The sequence below is a fragment of the Streptomyces sp. NBC_00353 genome, assembly GCF_036108815.1.
GTDB lineage: Bacteria > Actinomycetota > Actinomycetes > Streptomycetales > Streptomycetaceae > Streptomyces.
Map to the genome: position 1 here is coordinate 250,287 of NZ_CP107985.1, position 23,750 is coordinate 274,036.

Annotated in this window: 20 protein-coding genes and 2 pseudogenes; 11 read left to right on the plus strand and 11 right to left on the minus strand. The window is 68.6% G+C overall.

The window, feature by feature from the left end; genetic code table 11:
• The first annotated feature begins 135 nt into the window (after positions 1 to 135).
• Together OHA88_RS01170 and OHA88_RS01175 are read left to right on the plus strand one after the other, a co-directional pair.
• Positions 136 to 705: an RNA polymerase sigma factor gene (locus OHA88_RS01170; RefSeq protein WP_328623819.1), complete on the plus strand. Its 570-nt coding sequence runs from the start codon at positions 136 to 138 to the stop codon at positions 703 to 705.
• A 46-nt stretch (positions 706 to 751) separates the two neighbouring features.
• A complete protein-coding gene (locus tag OHA88_RS01175) occupies positions 752 to 1,690 on the plus strand; it encodes a CU044_5270 family protein (RefSeq protein WP_328623820.1) in 939 nt (312 codons plus the stop codon).
• Positions 1,691 to 1,856: 166 nt separating this feature from the next.
• On the opposite strand, the gene OHA88_RS01180 is transcribed toward OHA88_RS01175, so the two are convergent.
• Positions 1,857 to 2,600 carry a YHYH protein gene (locus OHA88_RS01180; protein WP_328623821.1) on the minus strand — a complete coding sequence of 248 codons (744 nt, stop codon included), beginning with the start codon at positions 2,598 to 2,600 and terminating at the stop codon, positions 1,857 to 1,859.
• Between the two features lie 1,174 nt (positions 2,601 to 3,774).
• On the opposite strand from OHA88_RS01180, the pseudogene OHA88_RS01185 reads away from it, so the two are divergent.
• Positions 3,775 to 3,921 (plus strand): annotated as a pseudogene (locus tag OHA88_RS01185) (AMP-binding enzyme); the annotation flags it as partial.
• A gap of 237 nt (positions 3,922 to 4,158) precedes the next feature.
• Here OHA88_RS01185 and OHA88_RS01190 read toward each other — a convergent pair.
• Entirely contained in the window at positions 4,159 to 4,635 is a 477-nt protein-coding gene (locus OHA88_RS01190) for a lamin tail domain-containing protein (protein ID WP_328623822.1), read from the minus strand.
• A gap of 917 nt (positions 4,636 to 5,552) precedes the next feature.
• Between OHA88_RS01190 and OHA88_RS01195 the strand changes: the two genes are divergently transcribed.
• Together OHA88_RS01195 and OHA88_RS01200 are read left to right on the plus strand one after the other, a co-directional pair.
• Positions 5,553 to 6,461, plus strand: a complete 909-nt coding sequence (locus OHA88_RS01195) for an aminoglycoside phosphotransferase family protein (RefSeq protein ID WP_328623823.1) — start codon at positions 5,553 to 5,555, stop codon at positions 6,459 to 6,461.
• A 60-nt stretch (positions 6,462 to 6,521) separates the two neighbouring features.
• Positions 6,522 to 6,896: a hypothetical protein gene (locus OHA88_RS01200; protein WP_328623824.1), complete on the plus strand. Its 375-nt coding sequence runs from the start codon at positions 6,522 to 6,524 to the stop codon at positions 6,894 to 6,896.
• Between the two features lie 362 nt (positions 6,897 to 7,258).
• Here OHA88_RS01200 and OHA88_RS01205 read toward each other — a convergent pair whose 3' ends face one another.
• Positions 7,259 to 7,699, minus strand: a complete 441-nt coding sequence (locus OHA88_RS01205) for an LppU/SCO3897 family protein (RefSeq protein WP_328623825.1) — start codon at positions 7,697 to 7,699, stop codon at positions 7,259 to 7,261.
• Positions 7,700 to 8,216: 517 nt separating this feature from the next.
• A complete protein-coding gene (locus OHA88_RS01210; protein ID WP_328623826.1) occupies positions 8,217 to 9,059 on the minus strand; it encodes a LysR family transcriptional regulator in 843 nt (280 codons plus the stop codon).
• Between the two features lie 72 nt (positions 9,060 to 9,131).
• On the opposite strand from OHA88_RS01210, the gene OHA88_RS01215 reads away from it, so the two are divergent.
• Entirely contained in the window at positions 9,132 to 10,355 is a 1,224-nt protein-coding gene (locus tag OHA88_RS01215) for an MFS transporter (protein WP_328623827.1), read from the plus strand.
• A gap of 283 nt (positions 10,356 to 10,638) precedes the next feature.
• On the opposite strand, the gene OHA88_RS01220 is transcribed toward OHA88_RS01215, so the two are convergent.
• Positions 10,639 to 11,091: a MarR family winged helix-turn-helix transcriptional regulator gene (locus OHA88_RS01220; RefSeq protein WP_267008261.1), complete on the minus strand. Its 453-nt coding sequence runs from the start codon at positions 11,089 to 11,091 to the stop codon at positions 10,639 to 10,641.
• A gap of 169 nt (positions 11,092 to 11,260) precedes the next feature.
• On the opposite strand from OHA88_RS01220, the gene OHA88_RS01225 reads away from it, so the two are divergent.
• Positions 11,261 to 12,718, plus strand: coding sequence for an MFS transporter (locus tag OHA88_RS01225; protein ID WP_328623828.1), 1,458 nt, complete (start codon positions 11,261 to 11,263; stop codon positions 12,716 to 12,718).
• A 153-nt stretch (positions 12,719 to 12,871) separates the two neighbouring features.
• On the opposite strand, the pseudogene OHA88_RS01230 reads toward OHA88_RS01225, so the two are convergent.
• From OHA88_RS01230 to OHA88_RS01240, 3 genes and pseudogenes are all read right to left on the minus strand, one after another.
• Positions 12,872 to 13,202: pseudogene (locus OHA88_RS01230) on the minus strand (MBL fold metallo-hydrolase); the annotation flags it as partial.
• A gap of 130 nt (positions 13,203 to 13,332) precedes the next feature.
• Entirely contained in the window at positions 13,333 to 13,818 is a 486-nt protein-coding gene (locus OHA88_RS01235; protein WP_267007533.1) for a DUF2269 family protein, read from the minus strand.
• A gap of 248 nt (positions 13,819 to 14,066) precedes the next feature.
• A complete protein-coding gene (locus OHA88_RS01240) occupies positions 14,067 to 15,665 on the minus strand; it encodes an MFS transporter (RefSeq protein ID WP_328623829.1) in 1,599 nt (532 codons plus the stop codon).
• Positions 15,666 to 15,793: 128 nt separating this feature from the next.
• Here OHA88_RS01240 and OHA88_RS01245 point away from each other — a divergent pair, with 128 nt between their 5' ends.
• The gene (locus tag OHA88_RS01245; RefSeq protein WP_267007531.1) at positions 15,794 to 16,435 is read left to right on the plus strand and encodes a TetR/AcrR family transcriptional regulator; all 642 of its coding nucleotides are present in this window, start codon (positions 15,794 to 15,796) and stop codon (positions 16,433 to 16,435) included.
• Positions 16,436 to 16,830: 395 nt separating this feature from the next.
• Here the strand turns inward: OHA88_RS01245 and OHA88_RS01250 are convergent, their stop codons facing one another.
• The gene (locus OHA88_RS01250) at positions 16,831 to 17,457 is read right to left on the minus strand and encodes a TetR/AcrR family transcriptional regulator (protein ID WP_328623830.1); all 627 of its coding nucleotides are present in this window, start codon (positions 17,455 to 17,457) and stop codon (positions 16,831 to 16,833) included.
• Positions 17,458 to 17,568: 111 nt separating this feature from the next.
• Here OHA88_RS01250 and OHA88_RS01255 point away from each other — a divergent pair, with 111 nt between their 5' ends.
• The 3 genes from OHA88_RS01255 to OHA88_RS01265 all read left to right on the plus strand — a co-directional run bounded on the left by OHA88_RS01255 (position 17,569) and on the right by OHA88_RS01265 (position 20,866).
• On the plus strand, positions 17,569 to 18,990 hold the full coding sequence (locus OHA88_RS01255) for an MFS transporter (RefSeq protein WP_328623831.1): 1,422 nt from the start codon (positions 17,569 to 17,571) through the stop codon (positions 18,988 to 18,990).
• Between the two features lie 154 nt (positions 18,991 to 19,144).
• Positions 19,145 to 20,020: an NmrA family NAD(P)-binding protein gene (locus OHA88_RS01260; protein ID WP_328623832.1), complete on the plus strand. Its 876-nt coding sequence runs from the start codon at positions 19,145 to 19,147 to the stop codon at positions 20,018 to 20,020.
• A gap of 15 nt (positions 20,021 to 20,035) precedes the next feature.
• Entirely contained in the window at positions 20,036 to 20,866 is an 831-nt protein-coding gene (locus OHA88_RS01265; protein WP_267007527.1) for an oxidoreductase, read from the plus strand.
• Between the two features lie 688 nt (positions 20,867 to 21,554).
• On the opposite strand, the gene OHA88_RS01270 is transcribed toward OHA88_RS01265, so the two are convergent.
• A complete protein-coding gene (locus OHA88_RS01270) occupies positions 21,555 to 22,937 on the minus strand; it encodes an outer membrane protein assembly factor BamB family protein (RefSeq protein WP_328623833.1) in 1,383 nt (460 codons plus the stop codon).
• On the minus strand, positions 22,934 to 23,485 hold the full coding sequence (locus OHA88_RS01275; RefSeq protein WP_267007525.1) for a SigE family RNA polymerase sigma factor: 552 nt from the start codon (positions 23,483 to 23,485) through the stop codon (positions 22,934 to 22,936). The genes OHA88_RS01270 and OHA88_RS01275 overlap by 4 nt, the downstream gene beginning before the upstream one ends.
• Positions 23,486 to 23,750: the final 265 nt, after the last annotated feature.

Sequence of the window (23,750 nt, forward strand, 5' to 3'; positions counted from 1 at the left end):
GCAGTCTCAAGCCGTCCTGCCTCGGCACGAGGGCAGGACACGGCGTGCGGATGTGAAGGCGCGGGTCTGCCCAAAGAATCTTCCGAACATCGGTAAGGAGCCGTGGCCGCTGCACATAGACAGGGTGGAGGGGAAGTGGAGACTACGAGCGACGAGCAGCGGTTCACCGAGCTCTACAGGCGGCACTATTCGGCCGTCGATGCCTACGTGCGCCGGCGGATCCACGGCGACCACGTGGCGGACGTGGTCGCCGAGGTATTCCTGGTCGCCTGGCGCAGATTTGCTGAGCTGCCCGAAGGCAAGGCGTTGGCCTGGCTGTACGGGGTGGCACGCCGGACCCTGGCCAATGCCTATCGGTCGGACGAGCATCGATTGCGCGTGTCCGAGTGGTTGAAGGCCCAGCCGCACCACGAGGGCGGGGATCACACCCAGGATGTCGCGCTGCGCCTGGAGATGGCCACTGCGTTCGACGCTCTGAGCGAAGCGGACCAGGAGGTGCTTCGGCTGGCGTTGTGGGACGAGGTGGCTTCCTCGCAAGGAGCCAAGATTCTTGGCTGTGGCGTGGGTGCTTATCAGGTACGTCTCCATCGTGCACGCAAGCGCCTCAAGAACGGGCTCACTCTCCGGCTTCTTGATGAAACTGCACCGCAATGGGATGCCTTGGTGCAGTCGGCAACGACGAAGCGGGGTGAAGCAGGTGCGTGAGATGGATCGTGTCTTGCGGTCTTTGGACCCGGCTCGAGAGGCAGCCATGCCGGCTGACGAGCGGGTGCTCACATCGATTCTTTCCACGCCGGCCGAGGGCGCGCATGCGAGTGTTCGCCGTTCGCATCGGCGTGGCCGGCGTTGGCTGCTGGTCAGTGGCCTGGCCACGGCTGCTGCGGCTTTCGCTCCGGTGGTCACCAACATGTGGGGGACGGCGCCCCAGCCCGCGTACGCCATCACCCCCAAGCCCCTGGCCTACCAGGCCGGTAACCGTCCGGCCGCGGAAGTCCTGGAGGAGATCGCCCAGCGCATCGAGGGGCTTGCCAATGATGCACCCCACGGTGGCACACAGCGCTTCGTCCAGGAGAGCTGGTCACTGTCCACCCGGATCGACGGCGCGCAGGTGACCTCGGCGATCATTCCGGAGCGGCGCACGACCTGGAAGAAGCCCGACGGGTCGCAGAAGTGGACCGTCCGTACCCTCAAGCCTCAGTTCCAGAACGACGCGCAGCGCGAGAGGTGGGGAGCAGCCGGGTCAGTGGGCGCCGATCCGCAGGAGCACTCGGATTCCTCCGGGCCCGCCGACATGTCCGACCCGAGAAACCACGAGGCCCCCACCGGCCCGAGCGCCATGAAGCGCTGGCTCGCCGAGGGCTACGAAACATCCGGTCCCGGCGAGACGTTCGACTCCGTCGCCGAGCGCCTCCTGGACCGGCACTTCTCGCCCGCCCAGAGGGCAGCCGTCCTGCGTGCGCTCAAGGACACGCAGGGCATCAAATATCGGGGCAGCGTCGAGGATCGCGCGGGCCGGGTCGGTGCCGCCTTCACCGTTGCATCGCGATACGGAGGACTCCCCAAAGAACAGACCCTGCTGTTCGACCCGAAAAACGGGAATCTCCTCGCCTATGAGGAAGAACTCACCCACGACGCAGGAAAGTTGAACGTCAAACCACCCGCTGTCGTCCTCTACATCACCTACCTGTAACCCGCTCGGGACGGGCCCTGCAAGATCCGCGCCCCGGAAGCGGCCGACCTCTGGACCTGGCTCATCCTCGCCGCCTGCACCCGACTCCGTCTCGCCCGCCCGCCGGCAGCAGCACGCCTCCCACGAAGTGGATCTCGAAACATCAAGAACCACTTCTGAGCGCACCCTAGTGCCAGCCGTGCCCGGACCCGGGCACCGTCACCGGCTTCCCCCGGAAACATCCGATGGAGTACGGATACTCTCCGTTGAGGTGGTAGTGGTACATGACGACCTTCTTGCTGTCCCACATGATCGCGTGTGTGTGACCGTGACAGACGTCCAGATCCCTGTTCCTGACGATCTTTCCGCCCTCGCCGCGCGGCCCGAAAATCCCGAAGCCGTCGATGGCGTATCCCACCAGCGGTGAGTGCCGGGAACGGGAACGGGTGCTCGCGGACCCCCTCGAAGGCTTGCTGCCGAAGCAGGTCTGCGAGGGGCCGTGGTAGTGGTACTGCGTGTCGTACGGATGGCCCCAGCAGCGGTCCAGCGGCAGGGCTGCGTTGGGGTCGACCGGTCGGTCCTCCGCGTCGGTGGCCACCTCCAGGTGAAAGGTGCCGCCCGCCAGAGCCATCCCGGTCGTCAGCTGGTCGATGCACGTGGGCTGCGCCTGGACCGACGGATCGCGTGGAACGGTGACGTCGAGGTTCCACGGCTTGATGGGGATCGCGGCGGCGTTGGGGTACCCGTGCGCGGGAATCTCCGCGTAGTACTTGTAGGCGGGGGTGCCCTTCTGGACGGGGAAGCGCCCGGTGGGATGGTCCGGGAGCCCGTTGCCCTTGAAGCGCCTCTCGGTCGCGGTCGTCGTCACCCTCAGGTACTTGTGCCAGTGCATGGTCCCCGACACGAACGGGCGCTTGAGTACGTCGATCACACCGCGTGCGTCGATCCACGGGCGGTCGGGTCGAGTGAGGGTCCCCCCTTTGCAGGCGAAGAGGGTGTCGCGCGCGGGTCAGGCGATCGACGTGCCGGTACGGGGTGTGCGCAGGCGGGTGATGAGGGTGCCGTCTCCCCCGCCTCGTACGTCCTCGGCCGCCCGTACGGGGGAGGCGCGACCACCGCCACGGCGCCGGAGTCGGCCGGGAACATCGCTGGACCCAGCAGCGCACAGGCGGCACTGGCCGTCACGGCAACGGATCTGAGTGCGCCGTACATGAACGCTCCCCATCTCGACAAGGAACAGACGGGCGGCGAGCCGGCCGATCCCGGCCCGGTTCCCGCCGCCCACATCACCTCAGCACGCCCGGCTACCGATGCCCCACCGACACGTACGCGCGTTCGGGTGAGCCCGCGTCCGGAGCGGGTCGCGCCGCCGCCTGCACCCAAGGGAGCAGAGGCGCTCGGCCTCGGTCTCCCAGCCCTGCAGATGCCCCAACCCGCGTGGCCTTACCGGCAGCACCCGCTCAGGGACAGGGCGAGTAGTGCGGCGGGCGACGGGCTTCGTCGGCATCGGCGGGGACTGGCGGAACGCGTCGATCGTGTCCACAACCGCCAGAGCGTGCGGGGCGCCGGCCTTCGCCGCGTCCCTCGCGGTGCCGCCCATCTCCGGGACCGGCCGCCCCAGCTCCGACGCAGCCGCCGCCAACCCGGCCGTCGTCAGGCTCCACAAGTCCCGCCGCACCGGCCGCCCGTTCGCCCCCGGACTGGACGTCCGACCGACCGACTCCGCCAGCCCGGCGTGCCGCAGGTCCTTGCACGCGTTGCGTACCGTCTGCAGATCCGCAGTGCCCGGCAGCACCAACTGCCGCAGCTGGTCCACCGTCGCGACCTTCACCACCCCCCGCGCCAGCAACACCGCGCCGAGCCGTCGAGTTGTACGGCCACTCCGCCATACCCACCCCGCTCCCTCCAACCCTGGCCAGCACCGCAACGGAGAGTTCGCGGCTACTCGTGGCCCGCGGCGCCGCGTCTCCTCAAGTACCCCTTCACCGACAACAAACAGTCGGTAAAAGGGTGTCGGAGCGGCGGGCAAGCCCCGAAGCGGGCGCTGATGTGCACGGAGACCGGTCATCTCGCGCTCGATGGCGAGGGCAGAGGCGGACACCGGCGCCGAGGAGCTCCGGGACTTCGTTCGGGAGCGGGTTGCCGCTTATAAGTACCCGCGGGAGGTCTGGCTGCTCGACGCCCTGCCCAAGGGTCCCACCGGCAAGATTCTCAAGCGGGAGATCACTGCCGCCCCGGCGCCAGGAGTCTGACGCAGCCGTCGGGCGGTACCGAGTGCGAGCACTCGATACCGCCCGATCGTCCCTCCTTGGGCGGGTGACCTGCATCACCGCGGACAGGGCGGTGCGGACGCGCCCAGCAATGCCAGCTTGTCGAGGCACCGTTGCGCGCGTGCGTGTGCGCCGGGCAGATCAGACTGTCCCGGCGCACACGCACGCGTGGCGGGGCTCTCAGCCCGCCGTCGACAGGCAGACACTCACTGCCGGGTGTCAGCGGCGGTAGTGGCCCCAACCCCGGCCCCAGGACTCGGTGTCGACAGTGCGGCCACGGTCGTCGCGCAGGGTCGCAGTGTCGGAGCGGTCGCCCCATACGTAGTTGCGGCGGTCCTGATAAAGGTCGGTGCGGGTGTCACGGCCGATACCGGTGTGGATACGGACGGTGGCACGGCCGGCGAGGCGGACATCGTCGAAGCGGTAGCGGCGGCCGTTCTCGCCGCGCAGCGTCCAGCCATCCAGGTTCACCGCGCGGCGGTCGTTGTTGGTGAGCTCGACCCACTCGGCGTTCAGCGACCGGTTGGTGCGGGTGTCGCGGCCGGGGCTGTCGGCCTGCACGGCGCTGATCTCGACCCGCGGCTGCCGGTGGCGGTCGTTGTCATGCGCGGAGGCCGGCAGGGCGACAGCGGAGACGACGGCGCCGGCGGCCAGGACAGTGGCCGCGATACGGCGGGCGGATACAGAAGCAGACATGGTGATGCCCCCTCAAGAACAGTGCCCCACCAGCCGATACAGGCCGAAGGTCGGTACGGGTTCCCGGCCTCTCGTGGGCCGAGGACCCAAACTGTGACCCGTCGGCGAGGCCAGCAGCAGGCCCATCGCAGCCGGTTACCGAATGCGGATATTTCCGTTACTGTCGCCTGCAGCTGACACCCATACACGGCGGGCGCGCCCCCAGCCTTCACTGGCCGCTACACCCACCCCTTGAATGATCAACAGCAAGCCCTTCCACGCTCCGGCGCACAACCCACCACACCACCCGGCGCACCACCCCCAGGACGGGCACGATCTTGGTAACGGGCACCGTGCACGTTTCTTCGCACACCCAGGCCCACATCGCACAACAGCACGGGAAACAAGGGCTCCTGTCGCGACGGGGGAATACGCGACAGGAGCCCTCACCGGACCGACTGCCCCGAACTCCGCCGGCAACACACAGCGCAGCCCACATGCAGCCGCTCCGCACACGGCTCTGCGCATTCCCCTGAACGCCGACACGGAAAGGAGGGACGCGACGCCAGATGATCAAGGTTACTGAGGCCGAAGATTGACCTGGAGCCGCGCCCGCATGCTCTTCTCTGATCAGCGTCCTCGCGCCCCACTGCGAGGACGCCCGTGCCCTGCCTGTCCGTGAGCTCATGCGAACTGGCTACGCTGGCCGCGGTGCTCGACCGCCTCCCGGATCGCGCCGTAGACGCAGCGCAGCTACCGCCTCGGCTCGCTCCTTCGCGCTGCGCGGGTCAAGGTGGCGCTGGCCCGGGCGGTCCCGACGCTGCCCGAGGGACCGGGGTGGTGGTACGAGCCGAAGTTCGACGGTTCTCCAGACATTCAGATGTGTCTCGCGTCGTTAATCACTTGCCTGGTACGACCTCACCGGTGAGGATCAGCGGGTGCTTACAGCTGGTGCGGACGGGCGCGCGGGAATCAACACCGCCCTGGTGAAGCGGTTGATCACCACCCAGTTCCCTCAGTGGAGCCGTCTGCCCGTGGTCCCGGTGGCTGTGGACGGCTGGGACAACCGCACCTACCGCCTCGGTGACGGCATGACGGTCCGCCTGCCCACCGCAGCCGGCTACGCCCCTGCGGTCGACAAGGAATGCGACTGGCTGCCTCGCCTGGCCCCCGCGCTGCCGGTGGCTGTCCCCACCGTCCTGGCCAAGGGAGCCCCCGGCGCGGGATACCCCTACCCCTGGTCCGTGCGCGGCTGGCTGCCCGGCGAGACGGCTTCTCCCGAACGCGTCGACGACATGACCCAGTTCGCCACCAGTCTCGCCGGGTTCATCCTCGCCCTTCAGCGCTGTGACCCCACGGGCGGTCCTCTCGCCGGGGCGCACAGCGGCTATCGCGGCGCGTCACCCGCCCACTACGACGACGAGACGCGTCGCTGCATCACCGCTCTGAGCGGCCGGATCGACACCGTGAGGGCCACCGAGACCTGGCAAGCGGCACTCGAGGCCCAATGGCGTGGAACTCCGGTGTGGTTCCACGGCGACATCGGCGGCAACAACCTTCTTGTCACCGACGGCAAGCTGTCGGCCGTCATCGACTTCGGCACCTCGGGCATCGGCGACCCCGCCTGCGATCTCGTGATCGCCTGGACGATGCTCCGCGAGGAAAGCCGCGAGGCATTCCGGGACACAGTCGACCAGGATGACGGCACCTGGGCCAGGGCCAGGGGCTGGGCGCTGTGGAAGTCCCTGCTGACGTTGACCCAGTGCTCCGATCCCAGGGACGGGCAAGTCGCTATCCATCTCGATGTGATCGACGCGGTGCTGGCGGACCACGAACGCTTCGCGTAACCCGGACCGACGCCGGCGCACTCCCTCACCGCCCAACGCCACCCACCAGCAGGTCACTTCGTGTCTCATGAGACACACCGAAGTCTGGAGAACAGCAGACGCCGAGTCGTGCTGCGGCGTACCGATGACACGGTGATCCTGTACGCCCGGTCCGGGAGGGTCGTCACGCTGTGCTGGATGGACCTGGCCCTGGCCGGCATGGCGCTGCGGCCGGACACCGCGCTGGACGGCGAGGCAGTGATCTGGTGCGACGGGCGGCTCGACTTCGGGGCCGCTCAGTCGCGGGCCGCGTCGTCCGTGACCCGGTGCCCGCTCACCGGCCGCCCGGCACCCGGCCTCGTACGCCTGCTGGGACCCCGTGCAGCACCCCGACCCGGCCATCGGCGACACCCGGGCAACTGCGCTCCCGGCAGCCGCACCCCACCGGGCAGATGACCGGCGTGGCTGCCTGGCGGTGGCATCGGCTTCGAGGGGACAACACCGCCAGGCACGAATCACCATCGCAGACCACACCCGCTTACTGAGATCGCGTAGCGCCCCTGACTGGGCGTCAGCGTCGACCGCTGCGGCTTGTCAACCCCAGATACGGGAGGCGACCGAGCTGGTTGGTGACCGGGGCGATGATGAAGGAATCCGGCTCAGTGAGGCTTTCTCAACGGTGATCACTTCCAGCTCCCGTTGAGAACGAGGGCAACGCAGGCCACATCACCGATCCTGCTGGGACTGAGAATGACGTGCTGCGCGAGGCGGCAGGCCGAACGCCGGGCGCCGGCGAACTCACCCCTTCATAAGACTGCTCATTTAACGGGATCGAGGCAGAGCGTGAAGTCCCGGCCGGAGCCGCCCTGGGTGTATCTCCTGTGCTGGGGGTCGCAGGTTCCGTCTGTGCCGGATTCTCTGCTCATGACCTTGAACTCGGCCTTGGGGTCACCGCAGTCCACGATCTCGAACTCAGGATCGCCGACGCTGACCACGCTGGTGGCCGTCCAGTTGGCAGCGTTCAAGCAGTCGCCCGCATCGGCGGTCGCGGCGCCCGCAAACCAGGTTTCGTAGATGCCGAAGACGACAACGGCGGCCACGACGACACCGCCGACTCCCCTCACGATTCCCTTGAGACTCATGCGGCGGGCAGGGACCGGCGCGACGGCGGGGTGGCTGTACGGGTTGCCGCCCTGATGACCGTAGGGAGCGTTGAGGGGCTGGGTGTGCGGATCACGGCCAGGCGGCGGAGTGGTCAACGTGGTTCCCCTTTGAGGTGTCGTATCGCAAGGTCAATTGGCCGGTGAAATTACCATCGGGACGTATCCGGGGGGCTCAGAAGTTGAGACCTGTGGCCTTGACGTGACAGTCGGACGCGACGACGGCTGCCGGGCCTTCGGCCAGCGCCGGCGGGGAAGTTGTGGCCAGGATCCGTCAGCGGGGCATCCAGCCGGGAGGCCAGGGATTCGCCGAGACCAAGACCACCCTCGGCCCGGCCGCCGCATCGCGCAGCGGACGGCAGCACATGGCTTCTCAGCCGGAGTGTGAGAGGCCCTCCACGAGCTGGTTCAGGACGCTCAGCAGGGCGGGACGAAACCGCGGAATCGTTGGTTTGGTCTCCCGCGTCACGGGGAGTTGGCAGCCACGTTTCCCACCTCGGCTCCAGACCGGCAGAGCTCCGGCACCACAGGAAAGTTCACGACGCCGGCGCATGGGCGTCTGGCCAATTCCTGTTGCGGGTTGGACGCAAACCGGCGCGTTGGCCAGCCGCGAAACTCAGATCATGCGTCGTAGCGCGGTCTCAACGGCATCGATCAGCGGATCGCCTTCGGATCGTGGGTGCCGTGCGAGGCCGAGCTCGACGTCCGGCAGGGTGGGCAGGGCGTCCGCGTCGTGGCAGGCCATGGCCGGTTCTAGGTTCGTGGGCATGAGCGCCGCGACGCCGAGCCCTGCCCGTACTGCGGCGAGCACACCGACCAGGCTGTTGCTTTCGAACGCCACCCGCCAGGGCCGATCGGCGCGTTCCAGGGTTTCCAGCACCGCCGTACGCCAGGAGCACATGTTCGAGAACAGCACCACCGGCAGCGGATCGGCAGCCACGTCCACACCCTGGCCGATCGCCCAGACCAGCGGGCGGCGTACCGTCCAGCGCGGCGGTCCGGGAACGGCCGGCACCTCGTTGAGCACGAGTTGGACGCGGCCCGTGTCGTAGGCCTCCCGCATCGCGGCGTTGGACATGCTGAGCACTTCCAGGGTTGCGCCGGGGTGCAGCCGGGCGAGGTCGGCGAGGGCCTGCGGAAGCTGGGACGCAGCGAGGTCTTCGAGCAACCCGACGCCGCAGCGGCCGGTAAGCGTGCGCCCGGTTTCGGTGAGTGCCTGTGCGGAGAGCGAGAGAATGCGTTCGGCGTACGGCAGGAGCTCCTCGCCCGCCCGGGTCAGCGAAACACCGGACGGTGATCGGTAAAGCAGCGGACGGCCGATGGCCCTCTCAAGCTTGCGCACCTGCTGGCTGAGCGCGGACTGGGTATGTCCAAGCGTGGTCGCGGCGCGGCTGATGCTGCCCGCTTGCACGATGGTGACGAAGGACCGCAGCAATGCGGTTTCAAGATCCCTGGCCATAACGATTCATTATGTCAGCCCCAGTAAATGAACCACTACCTATGGCATGGCGGAGGATCTAGCGTCACGCAAGTGACCGGATACCGGCAGATACTCGCCGTGCCAGGGATGGCATCGCTGTTGGGCGTTTCCCTTCTCGCCCGTACCGCGATCACGGCTGTCGTGATGGCACTGACGATGTATGTCGTGCTGGGCCTGAATATGAGCTATGCGGCAGCCGGCGGTGTCACGGCGGCTCTGACCACCGGGCTGGCGCTGGGCGGGCCGCTGCTTGGCCGCGTGATCGATCGGCGGGGCCTGCGTGCGGTGCTGCTGGTAACTGTCGCAGTGCAGGTCGTGTTCTGGCTGAGCGTGCCGATCCTGCCGTACAGGGCCCTATTGGGTGCCGCCTTTGCGGCGGGTCTACTGATGGTGCCGGCCCAGCCGGTGACCAGGCAGGCGATCGCCGCGATGACGACGGCGGAACAGCGCCGGGCCGCGTTCGCGCTGGAGTCGGTGCAAGGCGAGCTGTCGTACATGGTGGGCCCGGCGGTCGTGATCCTGTGCGCCGCGAAGGTGTCCCCCGGTGTGGTGGCGTGGGGGCTCGGCGCCGCGATCGTGGCCGGCGGAACCGGGATCGCCTTGCTCAACCCGCCGCTGCGTGCCGAGGACGAGGCGGATGCCGGCGCGACGGGACGGCCCCCGCGACGGGAGTGGCTGCGCGTCGGCATGATGGCCGTACTGACGATGGCGTTCGGTACTACGACGCTGCTCAGCGGCGTCGACCTCGCCATCGTCGCCACGCTCGAAGAAGGAGGTCAGGTGTCCTGGGCCGCCGTGGTCGTGGCCGTGCTCGGCGTGACCTCTGTCGTCGGCGGGCTGATCTACGGCGCGCTGTCCCGGTCGGTGCCCACGTGGTTGCTGCTCGGCTTGCTCGGGCTCGTGACGATTCCTGCGGGGCTTGCCCACGACTGGCCCTGGTTGTGCGTGGCCGTTGTCGGCACCGGGTTTCTCGCCGCGCCGACCCTTTCCGCGGTGGCCGACGCGGTGAGCCGACTGGCGCCGGCCAGCGTGCGGGGTGAGGCGACAGGTCTGCAATCCTCGGCGCAGAGTGCGGGTTTCGCGCTCGGATCCCCGATCGTCGGGGTGGTAATCGACGCCTCCGTGCCGGCGGGCGGCTTCGCGGCGGCCGGGCTGGCCGGCCTCGCCGCCGCGCTGACTGGATGCCTGCTGTCCCGCCGCTGTCCGTCGCCTCGGCCGCCCACTTCAGCTCGTCGCGAGTCGGCGAGAAGAACAGATGCAACTCATGTTCAGTGATCAGCCGCTTGAACCACGGGGCACCGAGCCAAGCGAGTGACGATCTCGGCCCTTCACGGCCTCGAAATCAAAAGCCATCAGTAAACAGCGTCATACGATCACGCGGATCTTCCACCGGCTCGTCGAGGAGCGCTGTTTCCTACCGGATGGTGCGGCGCAACGTCTCTGACCGGAAGCCGGAGATCCTCGCGGCCTCGGGCAAGGCCCCGGTGGAAGCGTTCGTGCCGTAAACCCACCTGCCCGGCCACGAGGCGGAGGTCGGCCCGCGCTCGCGACCGCGGGTTCACGGCCGGGGCCAGGGGCGTCCGGCGAGACGTTCGATGTCGGTGTTGAACCGTTTGAGGTAGGCGGCGAAGCCCGCGATGTCCTCGTCCGACCAGTCGGCCATGACCCGGTCCAGGTTGTCGACGGTGCGTTCGCGTTCCTCGTCGAGCAGGCTCGCACCCTTGTCCGTGACGCGGAACTTGCGGGCCATCCCGCCGTCGGGGTCGGGGATGCGGTCCACGAGGCCGGAGCGCATCGCTGCGCCGGTCTGCCGGTTGAGAGTGGATGTGTCGAGTCCGAGGGCGGCGCTCAGTTCACCGATGGACATGGGTCCTTGGACACGAATGCGGCTCAGCAGTATGTAAGCGCTGCGCTCCAGCCCGCCTTCGCGCCGGACGTTCCTGTGGTGAACGAGTCCGTGGCGGCTGAGCAACATCTGCTCGTACTCGACGTCACTCGTGGGCCTGACCATATGCCTGCTGCCTTCCCTTTCCTGCCAGTCCGACGCGCTGACCTTGTCCTTCGCGACGGCCTTCTCCTGCATCCTCTCATGCGCATATGTGTCACGCACAAGATGTGATGGATACATGAGACGTGTACGATGCATATCGTTCTCTCATCATGCAATCAAGGAGTCCTCTATGGATGCCTCCCAGGCATCAAGCCGCTCACGCGGTGTGGTCGCCACGCTGGCCTTCGCGGGCATCACGGCAGCGATCATGCAGACCCTGGTCACGCCGCTCATCGCGGAGCTGCCTCAGATCCTCCACACCACCTCGTCGAACGCCGCCTGGGTCATCACCGTCACCCTGCTCGTGGCGGCCGTCTTCGTGCCGGTCTCCGGACGCCTGGGCGACCTGCTGGGCAAGCGCCGGATGCTTATCGCGTGCTCGGTGCCGCTGATCGCGGGGTCGGTGGTGTGCGCACTGTCCTCCTCGGTCATCCCCATGATCATCGGACGTGGTCTGCAGGGCATGGGCATGGGCATGCTGCCGCTCGGCATCGCCCTTCTGCGTGACGTGGTCCCTGCGGAGAAGCTCAGCTCCTCGATCGCTCTGGTCAGCGCTTCCATGGGCATCGGCGGTGGCCTCGGCCTACCGATCGCCTCAGCGGTCGCCCAGTACACGAACTGGCGCGTGCTGTTCTGGGGCTCCGCGGTCCTGGCCGTAGCGGTTGCGGCTCTCATCTGGTTCCTGATCCCGGACGTACCGGCCGGCGCCAAGGGTCAGCGCTTCGACCTGCCGGGAGCGCTCGGCCTCGGCGCCGGCCTGGTCTCCCTGCTGCTCGCGGTCTCCAAGGGCGCCGACTGGGGCTGGGGCTCGGCGACCACGCTCGGCCTGTTCGCCGCAGCCGTCGTGATTCTGGTCGGATGGGGGATGTGGGAGCTGCGGACCCGCGACCCGCTGGTCGACCTTCGCACCACCGCCCGCCCCCGGGTGCTGCTCACCAACCTCGCCTCGATCTTCGTGGGCACCGCCATGTACGCCAGCATGCTGGTCGTGCCGCAGCTGCTGCAGTTCCCCGAGGCCACTGGTTACGGTCTGGGCCAGTCGATGCTCGCCGCCGGCCTGTGGATGGCTCCCGGCGGGCTCATGATGATGATCGTCTCCCCGCTCGGCGGGAAGCTCACCGATGCCCGAGGCCCGAAGTTCACGCTGATCTCCGGGGTCCTGGTCATCGCGGCCGGTTACGGTCTGTCGCTGGCACTGATGGGCTCGGCCTGGGGTCTCATGCTGGTCACCATCGTGACCAGCAGCGGTGTGGGCCTCGCCTACGGTGCGATGCCCGCCCTGATCATGGGTTCGGTCCCGCTCTCCGAGACCGCCGCCGCCAACGGCTTCAACACGCTGATGCGCTCGCTCGGCACCTCGGTCGGCTCGGCCGTGATCGGAGTGGTCCTCGCCCAGATGACCACCACGATGGGCGGCTACACCTTCGCCTCCGAGGACGGCTTCCGCACTGCTCTGATGATCGGCGGCGGCGTCGCCCTGCTCGGCGCGGTGATCGCAGCTGCCATTCCGGCAGTCCGCGTGGTGGCAGGCTCCGGCGACGAGACCGCCCCTGTCACCGAATCCGATCAGGCCGCGGTCAAGGCCTGACGGCTCAGTAGCGCCGGACGAGCCCGGCATCTGCTCGACCGGCCGGCCCGGTCCTGTATCCGGCATCTCGCCGCGGATCCGACATCGAATCCGCGGCGAGAGGTCTCTGTGGGCGAGCTGGGCGCTTCCTCACGGGTGGATCACTCGCGCCCCTCACGCGGCAACGTATGTCACCGGCACGGTCTCCGCGGGTCCCAGCTTCGGCGCAGATGTGCCCCCGTCCCGGAGACGGCGAAGTTCCGTGAACCGTGCGAGATCTGTCCCCACGGCCTGTTCCACCCCATCCGCTCGGCCAGCTGCCACGGTGTTAGCGGGGTGGCCAACAGCGCGAGCAGGCCGGTCAGCCGTTCCTCGTGATGGTCGAGGAGTTCCCGTACGGCCCTGCCGCGTCCGTGAACGCGTACTGGTGGGCCAGCAGCACCTCGGCGACCCCGAGCCGGCCGATGCACTCCAGTGAGTCGAGATAGTCACCCAGGGGGTCGGTGGGCGTGAGACATCGCCGGGGTGTGGCCGGGGGCCTCGCCGACCCGGAGGGCAACGAGTTCTGCGTTGAACAGCACGACCACGTCAACAGCCATCGGTAGAGCGCGGGGTTCACTGCGGTGGCTGAGTCGTTATGCGCCTGTCGTCGAGCCGGGGCGGACGATCATCAGGACCACCACGATCAGCCAGGTGAGGGCGAACAGGCCGGTGATCATCGACAGGCGGGGCAGCCGGGCGATCAGGGACTCCGCGGCGGTCGACGTCTGGTCGGGCTTGTCGAGCTGGGTGACCACGTTGTCCTGGGTGCCGAGCACCGCGATGCCCAGCAGGACGGCGGCCACCGCTGTCAGAGCCATGGAGGCGATGAGCCAGGCGCTGCCCATCACGCCCATCACCTGGGCGGTGCCGATACCGAAGGCCGGGACGGAGACGCCGGCCACAGCGTAGACCCGGCAGATCCGGTGCAGCAGCCGGACCGATCCCTTGGCCGATTGCTGCTCGGGTCCGTCGGCCAGTGCCTGGCGTGCAAAACGCGGGAACAAACTCGCCGCAATGGTGACCGGTCCGATGAGCAGGATCGCCGCCAGCACGTGGATGCTGAGCAGGAATTTGGCCATGGCGGTGTCTCCCTTTCGCGCGCACGCTGACGCGGGACGTCAGGCGCACGGTTTCAGTCTGGCTTGAACTGGGCCGCCGGTTGATCACGGCGTCGCCCGGGGGGCCGGCCCTCCGTTTGACCGGTGCTCGGTTCGCGGCCGGTGCCGGTGTTGATGGTTGTGCTCAGCGATCAACACCGGCTGTTCGGGGGGACGTTGTTCGGCCAGAAGTCCTGTGGCCGCCTCACACCGTCCCGTTGACGTGCCGCTTACGCTTCGGCGGATGTCCGGGGACTGTGAACCTTGTGGCGGACAAACAGCGCCGTAGGCACGGCCATGACGATCAGTACAACTCCGCCTATGACGTTGCCCAAGTGCACGGCGTCGGTGAACGCCCTCGGTACCGCGGTTCCCACCACGCGAGCGAGGGATGCGGGGAGGTCTGTCGCGCTGCCGCCGTGTGACGCACCCTCCACGATCCTGTCCGCCTGCGGCGACGGGACGCCTGCCTCGACGAGACGGTCATGGAGGTTCCGGGGGAAGCGACTGGTGACGACAGTTCCGAGCACGCTGGGGCCGAGCACCGTTCCCAGCTGACGAGCCATGTTCACCGCTGCTGCCGCCATGCCCTCCTGTTGTGGCGGGACACTGTTGACTGCGGAAGCCGTCGAAGGCGCCGTCAGCAGGCCCGCGCCGATGCCCGCCACGAGCAGCCCGGGCCACATCGCCCCGTAACCTCCCGAGGCATCGGTCGCGAGCAGAGCGAGAGACCCGGCTCCGATGAGGACCAGGCCCGCAGTGATCAAGGGTGTGAAGCCGACCCGGTGTACCAGCACTCGGGCGGCCGCCACGGTGACCAGGAGGAACGTTCCGAACAGCGGCAGCAGGCGCACGCCGACGTCAAGGGGGCTGGTCTGTCCCACACGTTCCATGTAGAGCACGCTGAGCAGGGCGACACCGACCAGTCCGAAAACGCTGACAGCAGCCACGCCCATGACGGCCGAGAAGGAAGCGCTCCGAAAGAGCTTCAGGTCCAGCATGGGGTCGGGGTGACGGAGTTCTACGCGTACGAACATGAACAGAGATACGGCGAAGACCACATACATGGTGATGATCGGCGCCTTGGTGTATCCGGTGGCGCCACCCTGAATGATCGCGTAGGTAGCCGAAGCCGTCATCACTGTGCCCAGGACGAGGCCCGCAAGATCGGGCTTGCGCGTGGGGTGCCTGGACTCGGCTACGAAGACCGGGGCCAGGAGGAGGGCCGCGCCGGCGATGACGATGTTGGCGATGTAGACAGCGTGCCAGGAGAAATGTTCGAGCAGGGCTCCGGCGAGGATCGGGCCGATGGCCAGGCCCACTCCGGAGCACGCGGCCCAGATGCCGATCGCGGAGGTGCGCTCGTGCGGGTCGGTGAAAGTGGCACTGACAATCGCCAGGCTTGTCGGCAACACGGCTGAGCCGCCGAGGCCCGCGATCGCCTGTGCGGCGATGAGCATGCCGGCGCTGTCGGCGAAAACAGCGACTACGCTGCCGGCCAGGAAGACGGCGGCACCCAGGCTGAACACGCGCCGACGCCCCACGAGGTCGCCGAAGGTCCCGGCGGACATCACGAAGCTCACGACAGCAAGGCTGTACGCGCTGGTGATCCATACCAGCGTGCTCGCAGTGACGTGCAGGTCGCTTTGTATATCGCCCAGGGCCGAGATGGTGGAGGTGACGTCGACGAAGGCCATCATGACGCCGAGACACACCACCAGAAGGCCAAGCCAGCGGGCCTGTCCGCTGCCGGGGTCCGCGGCGCGGGAAGCCTGGGCCGGAACGGACGCCGTCATCCGGCTGCCGCCCTTTTGATCTTGCGAAGACATGCGTCTCATCCGTTCTGCGGGATGCCGTGAGTGACGGACACCAGGGTTCTGGACCGCTCTGTCAGGAACCGTAAGAAGTTGTGGAACGGAATGTCAAGAATGCTCGTGCGGCCTGTAGGCTGGCCCCCATGGGGCGCCCACCAGGATTCGACAAGGACAAGGTCGTACAGGCCGTCGAGCGACAGTTCCGCCGTACCGGATACGCCGGTACCAGCGTTGACGACATCGCCAAGGCCGGCGGGCTGGGCCGCGGCAGCCTCTACGCCGCCTTCGGCGACAAGAGCAAGCTGTACCTGCGGACGCTGCAGGCGTACTGCGACCGCAACGAGACCGCCTGGGTGGCCGTACTCGAAGGCCCCGATGACACCGCGCTGGAACGGCTGCACGCGTATCTCGTGAAGTCAGCGCGGTTTGTGCACGATGACTCCGACGGGCTCGGCTGCATGGTGACCGGCTTCGTCGTCGAGGGAGCCGACCACGATCCGCAGGCCACTGCACGCGTCCGGCAGGCCTTCACGAGAATTGAAGGTTCACTGACCGAGTGCGTTCAGGCTGCGCAGCGACATGGCGACCTCGACCCCGAGGCGGACGCCCCCGAAATCAGCCAACTGCTCATGGCAACCAACCGGGGCATGGAAGTACTGGCCAGGGCCGGGTTCGACGCGGTCGCACTGGAGCGCGTCGCCGATCAAGCATTCGCAGGACTCCCGCTCACGGCACGGGCCCGGTCCCAGCAGGCGCCCCGCCCGCTCGCCTCGGACGCCTCCTGAACGCTGCTTGCTTGAGGGTCACAACTGCTGGGCACACAAGCCGCTTTGGCGAACATGGGCACGAATGAGCGAACGGTGCGACGGTCTGTGGGCATGGCTGGCGGGGTGTGCGTAATGTTCGCGCTGCGATCTGGGACGCCGGGTGTGGCGTCAGCAGTCGGGGCCCCCGTGTCACCAGCGAGATGGTTCGGGGCCTCCCCGTCGCCTCTGGCCACACCCATATGGCCAGATCGTAGGGATCCCGCCCACCCGGGACGGACCGCATACGGGATATGCGTCGCCGACCGGGACGCGAAAGCGGAGGACCAGCGCGCCCAACACCGTTCGGAGCGCGCCGGTGAGCCAGGACTCACTCCTGCTCACCGCCCAGGAACGGTCCGTACTCCGCAGTGCGGTCAGCGTTCTGCGGCGAATGACTCGACGTAGGCCAGGGCCCCGTACAGCGCGTCACGCAGGGGTGTGGACTCGCCGGCCGCCTGGTCCAGCAGCGCTCCGCCCTGGAACGCGGCGGCGAGCAGGTGGGCCAGCGCGGCCGGGTGGGCCTCCGGCCGCAGTTCGCCGCGCTCGCGCATCTTGCTCAGGCCGCGCTTGAACAGCTCCTGCCACCGCTCGAAGCCGTCGGCCACCACGTCCCGGTGGGAGGGCTCGATCTTGACAACCTCGGCGGCCAGGGAGCCGAACGTGCAGCCGCCGCGCATCATGTCCTGCGAGGCGATGTAGGAGTCGGCCCACCGGCGCAGGGCGGCGAAGCTGTCCAACTCTCCCAGCTCCGGCGCCTGGTGGCGGGCGACGATGCTGTCGGCCTGCCAGGCGAGCACCGCGTGCACCAGGGACTCCTTGGTGGGGAAGTGGCGCGTCAGCTGTGAGCCGCTGACTCCGGCGGCCGCACGGATCTGCTCGTTGTTGGTGTTCTGCGCCCCGTGCTCGTAGATCAGCTCAGCTGCCGCCCTGACGATGCGTTCGCGTGTGGCCAGGCCCTTGGCGGTCAGCTTCCGATCCGGCGCTTCGCTGGTGGCGGTCATGGTGTCCACCCTACCGCAAAAAAGGGGCTTGACAACCCATTCTGTGAGGTGTCTCCTGGGGGCAGGCGGAAAAAGGGCTACCAAGCCCATTCCTTTGGAGAGGCTGACAGGATGTCCACACAGGCTGCACCGCAGGCGGTCGCGACGACACCGCGCACCGGCCCGGCCCCGGCCGTCACCGAGGCGGGTCACCCGCGCCGCTGGAGCATCATGGCGGTGCTGGGTGCCGTCGCCTTCATGGCGCAGCTCGACTTCTTCGTCGTCAACGTCGCCCTCGATGGGATCGGCCGGTCGTTCCCGGGCACGGGAGTCGCGAGCGTGTCGTGGGTTCTGTCGGCCTACGCGATCGTCTTCGCCTCCGTGCTCGTGCCCGCGGGCCGGATCGCGGACCACTGGGGGCGCAAGAAGATGCTGCTGTCCGGAGTGGCACTCTTCACCCTCACCTCCGCCGTCGCGGCCGCCGCACCCAGTCTCGGCGTGCTGGTCGGTGCCCGGGCTCTCCAGGCCGTCGGCGCGGCGATGATCGTGCCGACCTCGCTCGGCCTGCTCTACCCGAGCTTCCCCAAGCGCCGGCACACCCTGGTGGTCGGCCTGTGGGCGGGCATGGGCGCGATCGCGGCCTCGGCGGGCCCGCCCGTCGGCGGACTGCTCGTCACCCTCGACTGGCGGTGGATCTTCCTGATCAACGTTCCCGTCGGCATCGCCACCCTCGTCGCCGGCGCGCTGCTGCTGCCCGAGGTGCGCCAGCCCAAGGGGGCCGCTGTGCCGGACGCGGCTTCCGCCCTCGCACTGCTGCTGGCCGTGAGCCTGCTGGTGCTCGCCACCGTCCAGGGATCAGGGTGGGGCTGGACGGACATCCGCACCGTGGCCCTGTTCACCGCAGCCGCCCTGGCCGCTGCCGCGACCATCGAGCGCACCCTGCGCGCCAAGGCGCCGGTGATCGAGAAGCAGCTGTTCGCCGGCAGGCCGTTCACCGCCGCCACTGTGGCCCTGTTCCTGTTCTCCGTCGGCTTCGCCATCGTCCTGCTCAGCACCGCCCTGTTCATGCAGGAGGTCTGGCACTTCAGCCCGCTGCGCGCAGGCGTCTCCATCGCCCCGGCTCCCCTGGCCTCGATCGCCTTCGCCATGAACGCCGGCCCCATCCAGAGCCGCTTCGGACGCACCGCCCCCGTCGTGACCGGCACGCTGGCCATGGCACTCGCCGCCGCCTACTGGATCGCGACCGTGCACACCACCCCCGACTACTGGGGCGGCATGTTCCCAGGCCTGATCCTGGTCGGCCTGGCCGGCGGTCTGGCCCAGGCGCCGCTGTTCGCCGCCGCCGGCACCCTCGCACCCGAACGAGCCACCACCGCCAGCGCCGTACTCAACATGAGCCGCCAGATCGGCAGCGCCGTGGGCGTGGCCCTGCTCGTCGCCCTCACCCCCCAGGCCACGACCACCGGGTTCGACCGCGCCTGGTCCGTCCAGGGCGGCGCCGGAATCGCCGCGGCCACCGCGCTGCTCGCCCTCCGGCCCCGCCACACACCCTGACCACACGGCCGCGGCCACTCGGGCCGGGCCCGCAACCACAGCCTCCTGCTGGACGGGCATCGCACCGCCTCTCACCCATCTCGTGCGACACCCGCTCGAAGGACTGACGCTGAAGTTCCCACCAGCTCCCTCTCGAACAACGGAGATCACCATCATGGAACGCAACCTCCTCGTGATCGGGGCCACCGGCAAAACCGGCGGCCACACCACCGAACTCCTGCTCCAGGGCGGACACCGCGTCCGCGCACTCGTCCGCGGCCTCGACGGGCGCGCCGAGCGGCTCGCCGCCCTCGGAGCGGACGTCGTGGAAGGCGACGTCCTCGACCTGGACTCCCTGGCCCAGGCGGCCAAGGGGATCGACGCCCTGTACTTCACCTATCCGATCCGCCCCGGACTGATGGACGCCACTGCGAACGTGGCCCAGGCGGCGGCGGAGAACGGGGTCCAGGCGATCGTGAACATGTCGCAGGTCTCCGCCCGCCGCAAAACCGCCAGCAACGCGGCACGTCAGCACTGGGTCGCCGAACGCGTCCTGGACCACGCCCCGGTCCCCGTCACCCACATCCGCCCAACCTTCTTCGCCCAGTGGCTGATCGACACCTGGGCCGACGGAACCGGCGAACTGCGCCTGCCGTTCGCCGACGGACGCCACGCCCCCATCGCGGAAAGCGACCAGGCGAAGGTGATCGCGGCCATCCTGGAGGACCCCGCCCCGCACGCCGGCCAGATCTACCCGCTGTACGGGGCCGAGGAACTCAACCACTACGAGATCGCCGAGAAGATGTCGCGGGCGCTGGACCGTGAAGTCACCTACGTTCCCATCGAACTCGACGAATTCGCCGCCATCCTGCACGGACGCGGCGCGCCGGATCACCTGATCCAGCACCTGCTCGCCGTGGCCGTCGACTACCGCAACGGCGTCTTCGCCGGCACCAACGACCTCGTGAAGACGATCGGCGGCAGCGACCCCCTCGACGTCGAGGGCTTCATCGCCCAAAACCGCGCGGCCTTCGACCTGCCCACTGCCTGAACACTGGAGAAGACAATGAGCGTTTGGTTCATCACTGGATCATCCCGGGGCTTCGGCCTGGAAATCACCCGTGCCGCCCTCGCCGCCGGGCATCAGGTGGTCGCGACCGCGCGGAAGGCCGAAACCGTCCGCGAGCAGTTTCCCGACGCCGGCGACGCGCTGCTCCCCGTGCCGCTGGACGTGACCGACCACCGGAGCATCCAAGTGGCCGTCGACGCGGCGGTCGAGCGGCTCGGCCGGATCGACGTCCTGGTCAACAACGCCGGCACCGGACTGCTCGCCGCCGTCGAAGAGTCCGACGACGACGCGGTCCGCGCGGTGTACGAGACCAATGTGTTCGGCCCGCTCGCCGTCCAGCGCGCCGTGCTGCCGGTACTGCGCCGCCAGCGCTCCGGCCACGTGATCAACATCAGCTCCATCGTGGGCTTCGCCACCGCGCCGGGCTGGGGCATCTACGCCTCCACAAAGTTCGCCGTCGAAGGCTTCACCGAGACCCTCCACACCGAACTGTCCCCCCTCGGCATCCACGTGACGCTCGTGGAACCGGGCTTCTTCCGCACCGACTTCCTCGACCCCGCCAGCCTGCACACCGGCCCCGACACCATCGGCGACTACGCGCCCACCGTCGGCGCGATGCGTGCAGCCGCCGCGAGCCTGAACCACGCCCAGCCCGGCGACCCGGTCAAGGCCGCGCGCGCCATAGTCGAGATGGCCGCCGCCCCCGAGCCGCCCCTGCGCCTCCCGCTCGGAGCCGACACCCTGCAAGCCTTCGACGCCAAACTGGACACCTTCCGCAAAGAGATGGACGCCTGGCGGCACGTCGCCCTCACCACCGATCACGACTAGGACAACACCGCTGAATCCGCCTTCTTCGCCACCACGGTCCGAAGCCACTCAGGACCTTCGGCCGCGCTTCAATCACCCATGACCGTGACGTACTCGTTCTCCAGCTCCGTCAGACAGGCGGCGATCCGCTCGCCGCGCCGGGCGTCCAGCCGATCAGCTCGTGCGGTACCGTTCCTGGGCAGTGAGCAGGAGTGAGTCCTGACTCACCGGCACGCCCCGAACGGTCTTGGGCGCACTGGTCCTCCGCTTTCGCATCCCGGCCGGCGACGCATATCCCGTATGCGGTCCGTCCCGGGCGGGCGGGATCCCTACGACCTGGCCATATGGGTGTGGCCAGAGGCGACGGGGAGGCCCCGAACCATCTCGCTGGTGACACGGGGGCCCCGACTGCTGACGCCACACCCGGCGTCCCAGATCGCACCGAGAACATTACGCACACCCCGCCAGACACACCCACCGATCGTCACACCGTTCACTCAATCGTGCCCATGCTCGCCAAAGCAGCTTGTGTGCCCAGCAGTTGTGAACCCCGGCGATCTCCATGACCGGTCGGCGTCCCGGCGTGACCGTGCGCGGCTCAGAGGCCGACCCCGGGGCCTCGCAGACCTCAGCCATGACCAGCTCGTTGCAGAGCGCGGAACCGGGTTCCCCGGGCCGGAGCCTGCGCGGCCTCGCTGCATCCCGACCGTCAACCTCCTTGAGGCAGCTGGGGCTTGATCCTGAAGAGCTCGCCGCCGACCTGGCCGATGAGGTCGTGGCCGTAACTCATGAGCTCGGGAGCGATCCCGCCCTGCACCGGGCTCTTCGGCAGCGGCACCCGGCCGCGCCAGCGCACCGCACCACTGTCCAGATCGAGGCCCACCAGGTGCCCGGACGGGTCGAGGTAGTACGCCACCCGGCTGGTGAGGTCCACCGCGGCGGCGGAGGGCAACTCCCGCATCCCGCGGTCGCGCGGATCCTTGCGCAACGTCAGCCCGAGGTCGCGCGACCACAGCCGCTTGCCGTTGTCGGCGGAGTACGCGACGGCGCTGCCGTTGCTGCCGGCGGCCAGGATGAGGCCGTCCGCGACCACACCCGTCGGCAGGCCGTCGACACGGTGCTGCGTCACCGAGCCGGAGCGGGTGTCGACGCGGGTCAGGGTGGCGGGACCGGGGTCGCCGAAGAACTTCTGTCCGCCGGCCATACCGCCCAGCAGCACGGCGTCCCCGTCCGTACCGATGTACGTGGTCGGGCCCTTGACGGTCGCGACCGTCCGCGGCGTGCCCGTCGCCGGGTCAAGGCGGACTACGGTGCTCTGCTGCGGCGCCTTCTCGCTGTCCGGCGAGCATGTCAGGTACGGAACACCGCCGATCACGGCCCGGTCGCAATCGGCCTTCTTCCATCTGTACGTCCACAGCGCCTGGCCCGTCGCTCCGTCCAGCGCGAACACGCTCTTGAACGACGGAGTGTTGGCGAGGATCCCGCCGTCGAACAGCACGGCGGAGGTCCGGCCTCGGCTGTCGTCGGCCAGCTCGAGCTTCCACAGCACCCGCCGACTGTCGATGTCGAGGGCGACGAGGTCGGTGCCGGCCCGGGGCGCCCCCGGGGCGTGATCGGCGTAGGTGTACAACACCCCGTCACGGACGCCGGGCATCGATCCTGATGGGGTGCTGCTGCCGTTGGCGTCCTTGGCCTTCCGTTGCCATTCGACCTTTCCGGTACGGGCATCCACGCCGATGCTGTCGTACTCCATCCCCCGGCAGTACACGTCACCGGTATCGGCACCGATGGTGCAGGCGTCCCAGGACTTGCCGGGCAATGTGGTCTGCCAGGGCTTGCTCTGCTTACTCACCCGCCCGGCCGGTGGCTGCGCCTCGTTGTCGCCGCCCGCACCGGTGGCGAGGGCGGAGCCCAGGGTGATGCCGGCCAGGCCGAGGGCGGCTCCGGTCACACGAACGAGGTTGCGTCGTCGGCGGCGTCGCACGATGCGATCGGCGATGTCCGCAGGAGCGCCGGGGTCGTTGGGGGTCCAGGCGTGCAGGACGTCCCGGATCGCGCGGTCCAACTGGTCGGCGTTCTGGTCGGCGTTCATGTGCGGGCTCCCTTCAGGGACATGTTGCTCGGGGTGGTTGTTGCGGTGGGCGCGGGGGAACCCAGCTCCGGTGCAAGTCTGCGCAACCGGGCCAGCGACCGGTGGGTGGTGCTGCGTACGGTGCCCACCGAGCAGCCCAGCGCGCCGGCGACCTCGGTCTCGGACAGGTCCTCGAAGTAGCGCAGCACCAGTACGGTGCGTTGTCGCGGCGTCAGCCGGGCCAGTGCCTGGCTCACGGTGATCCGCAGGTCGGCGGCGGATGTGCCGTCGGTGACACCGAAACTCTCGGGCGGCGCGGCGAACGTCGCCTCTCTGTGCGGCCGGCGCAGCCGCCAGCGGCTGATCTGGTGGCGGTACATCACCTTGCGCACGTAGCCTTCCGGGTCCTCGATATGCCGCCAGCGGCCCAGCGCCTTCATCAAAGCGGTTTGCACAAGGTCTTCGGCCTCGTGGCGGTCACCGCCGGTGAGCAGGTTCGCCAGGCGCAGCAAGGCGCTCCACCGGGCATCGACGAAGTCCCGGAATCTCTCGTGGTCCTGCGGGTCCATGACCCCTCCCGTTCTCTAACGCCCACAAGGACGTGTGGACCGCAGGCAATCTATGTCTGTCGTTGCGGGTTTCTTCCGGGAGACCTTGCGCGCGCCGCGCGCTACCAGCGCGCTCGTGCACCTCGCCGACGCCTTCGCCGTAGCCCACAGGCACGCCGCGAACCTCGCCGTCTGGCTGAAGAACCAGCGCGCCGCCGCACACCGCACTGCGAGCAACGGCGTTTGGGTGAAAGGTGCGTGCGGGCCACCGCCGCCTCGTTCCGCT

Coding starts and splice junctions, on each gene's coding strand:
- OHA88_RS01175 (WP_328623820.1), top strand. CDS start 752: ATGCCGGCTGACGAGCGGGTGCTCACATCGATTCTTTCCACGCCGGCC.
- OHA88_RS01190 (WP_328623822.1), bottom strand. CDS start 4,635: ATGTCTGCTTCTGTATCCGCCCGCCGTATCGCGGCCACTGTCCTGGCC.
- OHA88_RS01210 (WP_328623826.1), bottom strand. CDS start 9,059: ATGGCCAGGGATCTTGAAACCGCATTGCTGCGGTCCTTCGTCACCATC.
- OHA88_RS01220 (WP_267008261.1), bottom strand. CDS start 11,091: ATGGTCAGGCCCACGAGTGACGTCGAGTACGAGCAGATGTTGCTCAGC.
- OHA88_RS01225 (WP_328623828.1), top strand. CDS start 11,261: ATGGATGCCTCCCAGGCATCAAGCCGCTCACGCGGTGTGGTCGCCACG.
- OHA88_RS01235 (WP_267007533.1), bottom strand. CDS start 13,818: ATGGCCAAATTCCTGCTCAGCATCCACGTGCTGGCGGCGATCCTGCTC.
- OHA88_RS01240 (WP_328623829.1), bottom strand. CDS start 15,665: ATGTCTTCGCAAGATCAAAAGGGCGGCAGCCGGATGACGGCGTCCGTT.
- OHA88_RS01245 (WP_267007531.1), top strand. CDS start 15,794: ATGGGGCGCCCACCAGGATTCGACAAGGACAAGGTCGTACAGGCCGTC.
- OHA88_RS01250 (WP_328623830.1), bottom strand. CDS start 17,457: ATGACCGCCACCAGCGAAGCGCCGGATCGGAAGCTGACCGCCAAGGGC.
- OHA88_RS01255 (WP_328623831.1), top strand. CDS start 17,569: ATGTCCACACAGGCTGCACCGCAGGCGGTCGCGACGACACCGCGCACC.
- OHA88_RS01260 (WP_328623832.1), top strand. CDS start 19,145: ATGGAACGCAACCTCCTCGTGATCGGGGCCACCGGCAAAACCGGCGGC.
- OHA88_RS01265 (WP_267007527.1), top strand. CDS start 20,036: ATGAGCGTTTGGTTCATCACTGGATCATCCCGGGGCTTCGGCCTGGAA.
- OHA88_RS01270 (WP_328623833.1), bottom strand. CDS start 22,937: ATGAACGCCGACCAGAACGCCGACCAGTTGGACCGCGCGATCCGGGAC.
- OHA88_RS01275 (WP_267007525.1), bottom strand. CDS start 23,485: ATGGACCCGCAGGACCACGAGAGATTCCGGGACTTCGTCGATGCCCGG.